The sequence below is a fragment of the Streptomyces katrae genome (assembly GCF_000966975.1).
GTDB classification, from domain to species: domain Bacteria; phylum Actinomycetota; class Actinomycetes; order Streptomycetales; family Streptomycetaceae; genus Streptomyces; species Streptomyces katrae.
Genome location: NZ_JZWV01000541.1, coordinates 1 through 561, shown reverse-complemented (window position 1 = coordinate 561; position 561 = coordinate 1). Strand labels below are relative to the sequence as shown.

1 pseudogene is annotated in these 561 nt (G+C 73.6%); it reads left to right on the top strand.

Annotated elements, in window-relative coordinates:
• Nucleotides 1-34: 34 nt before the first annotated feature.
• Nucleotides 35-561, top strand: a pseudogene (locus VR44_RS19555) (hypothetical protein); the annotation flags it as partial.

The window sequence follows — 561 nt, the reverse complement described above, 5'->3', positions numbered from 1 at the left end:
GGCCTATTTGCTGGGCCGGGCCCTCAGTCCGCCGGTGGGCCGGGCGGAGAACCACGACGAGGATCTGGCCGAGCTGCGGGAGGCATGGCGGTGGAGCGGACTGCTCTCCCACGACGCGCTGCCCCGGCCCGGGCAGCCGTCCGGTGGCCAGAGCGGCGGCCTGCCGCAGGAGATCACGTCCCGGCTGGATGACGTCCGTGAACGGATCGCGCTGCTTCCCCCGCACACCGACGGCGGGGGGCCGGAGCCGAGCGGGCCGGGGAACGTACTGGTGATTGCCGCGCTGCTGATGGCGGGCGCCGAGGCGCGCAAACGGCCCGTCGTGCGTGTGCCCGTGGTGTTCGGACAGTCTGCGGACGGTCCCGGCCGGGCTGAGCCAGAGCAGGGTGTCTCGGGAGTTCTGGAGCTGCGCGAGTTCCCGGCGGGCCCGGCTGGGCTGTACCCCGACCCACGGACGATGGCTGGGACGCACAGTCCGAACGGACAGTTCGCCACAGCTGTGGGCCGTGCGTGGCGGGCAGCCGGGGCCGGACCCGAAAGCCGCTGCGTGCTCTGGCGGAT